The sequence below is a fragment of the Curtobacterium sp. A7_M15 genome (assembly GCF_030705415.1).
GTDB lineage: Bacteria > Actinomycetota > Actinomycetes > Actinomycetales > Microbacteriaceae > Curtobacterium.
In genome coordinates, this window is sequence record NZ_JAUZED010000185.1 from 1 (window position 1) to 3559 (window position 3559).

Here is a 3559-nt window from a genome sequence, read left to right on the forward strand (position 1 = left end):
GGGGCGCCCCGCGGGCCGCGGGGCGCGGGCCGGCCGCTGCGGAACAGGAGGCGCCGGAGGCGGTGGTGCTCGGCCGCCCCCAACGCGGCCGAGTCCCACCCCGGGATGCCACAGCATGTGTAGCAACTGCTACAAACCCTACACGGGACCCCGGACGACGTCGACCCATCCAGTGGGATCGATGTCCCGTTCTGGTAACGACCGGCGATCAGGCGGCGTCGAGCGCTGCCTCGGCGTCGGCCAGCGCCCGCCGCTCCGACTCGCTGAGCGACTGCCGATCTCGTCGCGCACCGTCGTTGATCTCGACGATGAGCCGACTGAGCCGCGTGGCCGGGTCGCCGGAGTCGGGGTAGGCGTTGTCGGTGCCGATGCGGGCGTGCAACGGCGCCAGCGCTCGCAGCGCGGTCTCCACCCGGCGGGTACGCCGGCAACGCCAGACCTGGTGGCCGATGACGAGCAGGAGCATGCCCGAGGACACGCAGATCACCGCACCCGGCGTCGTGACGTCGTAGGGCAGCGCGAGTGCGCGGGTCAGGGCGAGGTCACCCAGGACGTGCGCGAGGTCCATCACCACGACGACGACCATCCGCACGACACCGAGGAGCCCGCCGAGCACCAGGACCCACAGCCCGACGAGGTCGGTGGTGGTGCGCGCCTCACGCAGGCGCAGCACGCAGATGAGGCCGGTGGCGCCGAGGGCCACCCCCAGGTAGACGGTCTGCGCGATCGAGTAGACCGTCGCCGCGGGGTGCGACCCGGCGGCGAGCATGAAGGTCGTCGTCGTGGCCGGCTTGTCGAGCACGGTGAACGCCACGATCACCACTATGACCACGACCGCGCACGTCGCGACGATCGCGTTCCGGAGCCACGGTCGTGCGGCACCGACGGCCTTCGCCACGCCCCAGAGCAGGGTGCTCGTGCCCGCGACCATCAGGCAGTCGCTGATCACGGTGACGACGTTGAACCCGCCGAACAGCGGGTCGAGCCACAGGTACAGCGGGTCGACGTTGGTGACGATCGTCGCGGCGAACAACAGGAACGTGACCGCGAGCGTGCGGTCCTGCCCGCGCTGGAGGACGAACAGCGTGATCGTGCCCGCGATCAGGAGCAGCGCCTGGACGAGGGAGACGATCACCCGAACACCCCGCGGAACGCACTCGGACGATCGCGGTGTCCGCGGATGAGCCCGGCGAGCCGGTCGGCGAAGACCTCGGCCTCGTGCTCGTACTCGTTCGAGAACAGCCCGCGGGCGAGCGCCCGCTCGACCTTGTACTCCGGCAGGTCCGGGATGACGTCGCGGATGTACGCCGCCTGCGGTGCGTGGTCCTGGTGGCGGTGCAGGATGTGTCCGAGTTCGTGGCCGATGACGAACGACCGGAACGTCTGCGAGGCCGTCGGCGAGATCATCACCAGGTGCTGCCGTTCGAGCGTCGCCACGAAGCCGCACACGGGCTCGGCGGCGAGGAAGGCTTCTTCACGGACGACGATGGGCTTGCCGACCACCTCGGCCGCGGCGGACACGGCCTGGTCGACGTCGGACCACCCCTCTGCCGCGCCGCGAGCCCAGAACGCCTCGACGAGGTCCGTCGGCGCGCTCATGCGACGCTCCCCCGTGCCGATTCCTCCTCGAGCACCTCGGCGATGCGACGGAGCGCCTCGGGCGAGAGCTCACCGGGGAAGGTCCGGGCGGCGAACCCGCTGACACGCGCCGATCGGAGGGAACGGACGAGTGCGAGCTGGGCGCCGATGCGCTCGGGGACGTCGCTGTCCTCGAGCAGGAAGCGCTCGTCGACCTCGAAGAAGCCCGCGAGCAGCCGGAGCAGACCGGTGTCACGGTTGCGACGCCCGTCGCCGGAGAGCATGTACGTCCACTTCGCGCGGGACAGCGAGCCGCCCTGGGCCGCCACGTACTCCTCGATCGCGGCGAACGGGACGGGGGCACCGCGCTGCGCTTCCTCGAAGTCGAGGAGGAGGTTCAGCCGGCGCGCGAGTTCCGCGGCGTCGAGCACGCCACCCCTCGGATCTGCTGTCGCCATGTCGATCGGACTCCTCCCCAGCCGCACGTCGTGCAGGACATGCTAGCGCGAGCCACCGACGAGGACCTCGCTAGCCTCGGTGGTGTGAGCACCGCGTACCCGTCCACGATCGCCGCGGGGGTCGAGCAAGAGATCGTGATCACCAAGTCGCGCTTCATCACGACCGTGGCACCGGTGTCCGGGGTCGCCGATGCCGACCGGGTGATCGCCGAGGTCCGCCGCCGCCGTTGGGACGCCCGGCACAACTGCACCGCCATGGTGACCGGGGTGCTCGGTGACCAGGCTCGGTCGAACGACGACGGTGAACCCTCCGGGACCGCCGGTGTCCCGATGCTCGAGGTGCTCCGACGCCGCGAGCTGACCGACGTCGTCGCGATCGTCACGCGGTACTTCGGGGGCGTGAAGCTCGGCGCCGGCGGTCTCGTCCGCGCCTACTCGACCTCGGTCTCCGAGGCGCTCGACCGGGCGACGCTCGTCCGCCGACGCGCGCTGACCCGGGTGACCGTCGACGTCCCGCACGCCGACGCCGGCCGGATCGACAACGTGCTGCGCGACTGGGTGGGACACCACGGTGCCGTGCTCGGCGACCCCGCGTACGGCGCGGCCGCGACCTTCGAGCTCTGGGTGCCGGGCGACGGCGTCGAACCGCTGCGAGCCGACCTCGCCGCGGCCTCGGCGGGGGCCCTCGACCCCGTGGCCGGTGAGGAGCGCGTGGTCGACGTCCCCATCGACTGATCCGCACGCGATTCCACGCCGGATCGCACTCCGGGCGTGTCCCCTGCCGCCGCACCACAGGCCGGGAACGACGAAGGCCCCGACTCGATGAGCCGGGGCCTTGCTGGTGCACCCCCTCGGACTTGAACCGAGAACCCACTGATTAAGAGTCAGTTGCTCTGCCAATTGAGCTAGAGGTGCATGTTGCGCTTCGCTGCTGCAACGGGAAACAACAATAGCATGGGTTTCGCGTGCTCTTGACCACTCGGGGCACGGACCACGAACAGGAGCCCCATGACCGACCGTCTCGCCGCCGGCGACACCGCCCCCGACTTCACCCTGCCGGACCAGGACGGCACCGAGCACTCGCTCTCGGCCCTGCGTGGCCGGAAGGTCATCGTGTACTTCTACCCGGCGGCGTCGACGCCGGGGTGCACCACCGAGGCGTGCGACTTCCGCGACAACATGTCGTCGCTCCAGGCCGCCGGCTACGAGGTGCTCGGGGTCTCGAAGGACGACCTGCCGGCACTGCAGAGGTTCCAGCACGAACAGGCGCTGACCTTCCCCCTGCTGAGCGACCCCGACCTCGCCGTGCACAAGGCGTACGGCGCGTGGGGCGAGAAGAACAACTACGGGAAGATCGTCACCGGCACGATCCGGTCGACGATCGTCGTCGACGAGGACGGCACCGTGCAGCTCCCCCTGTACAACGTCAAGGCGACGGGACACGTGGCGAGCCTGCGGAAGAAGCTGGGCCTGGTCTAGACCCGACCAGGACGGGACGGGAGGCGCGGTGCCAGCTGGCACCG

5 protein-coding genes and 1 tRNA gene are annotated in these 3559 nt (G+C 70.6%); 2 read left to right on the top strand and 4 right to left on the bottom strand.

What is annotated here, in order from left to right:
• Positions 1 to 208 precede the first annotated feature (208 nt).
• From Q7F20_RS18070 to Q7F20_RS18080, 3 genes are read right to left on the bottom strand one after another with little or no spacing between them, the layout of a single operon-like run.
• Positions 209 to 1135: a hypothetical protein gene (locus Q7F20_RS18070; RefSeq protein ID WP_305741445.1), complete on the bottom strand. Its 927-nt coding sequence runs from the start codon at positions 1133 to 1135 to the stop codon at positions 209 to 211.
• Positions 1132 to 1599 carry an ImmA/IrrE family metallo-endopeptidase gene (locus tag Q7F20_RS18075; protein WP_305741446.1) on the bottom strand — a complete coding sequence of 156 codons (468 nt, stop codon included), beginning with the start codon at positions 1597 to 1599 and terminating at the stop codon, positions 1132 to 1134. The genes Q7F20_RS18070 and Q7F20_RS18075 overlap by 4 nt, the downstream gene beginning before the upstream one ends.
• Positions 1596 to 2036: a hypothetical protein gene (locus Q7F20_RS18080; protein ID WP_070419521.1), complete on the bottom strand. Its 441-nt coding sequence runs from the start codon at positions 2034 to 2036 to the stop codon at positions 1596 to 1598. Before Q7F20_RS18080 ends, Q7F20_RS18075 begins: the two co-directional genes overlap by 4 nt.
• An 84-nt stretch (positions 2037 to 2120) precedes the next feature.
• On the opposite strand from Q7F20_RS18080, the gene Q7F20_RS18085 reads away from it, so the two are divergent.
• Positions 2121 to 2771 (top strand): YigZ family protein, encoded by a 651-nt coding sequence (locus Q7F20_RS18085; RefSeq protein WP_305741447.1) that lies wholly within the window; start codon positions 2121 to 2123, stop codon positions 2769 to 2771.
• 104 nt (positions 2772 to 2875) lie between these two features.
• On the opposite strand, the gene Q7F20_RS18090 is transcribed toward Q7F20_RS18085, so the two are convergent.
• Positions 2876 to 2951 (bottom strand) — tRNA-Lys (locus Q7F20_RS18090).
• A gap of 93 nt (positions 2952 to 3044) precedes the next feature.
• Here Q7F20_RS18090 and bcp point away from each other — a divergent pair.
• Positions 3045 to 3515 (top strand): thioredoxin-dependent thiol peroxidase, encoded by a 471-nt coding sequence (bcp, locus tag Q7F20_RS18095; protein ID WP_305741448.1) that lies wholly within the window; start codon positions 3045 to 3047, stop codon positions 3513 to 3515.
• Positions 3516 to 3559 lie beyond the last annotated feature (44 nt).

Bases quoted from the DNA above. Each gene is read 5' to 3' on its own strand.
- Q7F20_RS18075 (WP_305741446.1), bottom strand. From the start codon at position 1,599: ATGAGCGCGCCGACGGACCTCGTCGAGGCGTTCTGGGCTCGCGGCGCG.
- Q7F20_RS18080 (WP_070419521.1), bottom strand. From the start codon at position 2,036: ATGGCGACAGCAGATCCGAGGGGTGGCGTGCTCGACGCCGCGGAACTC.
- bcp (WP_305741448.1), top strand. From the start codon at position 3,045: ATGACCGACCGTCTCGCCGCCGGCGACACCGCCCCCGACTTCACCCTG.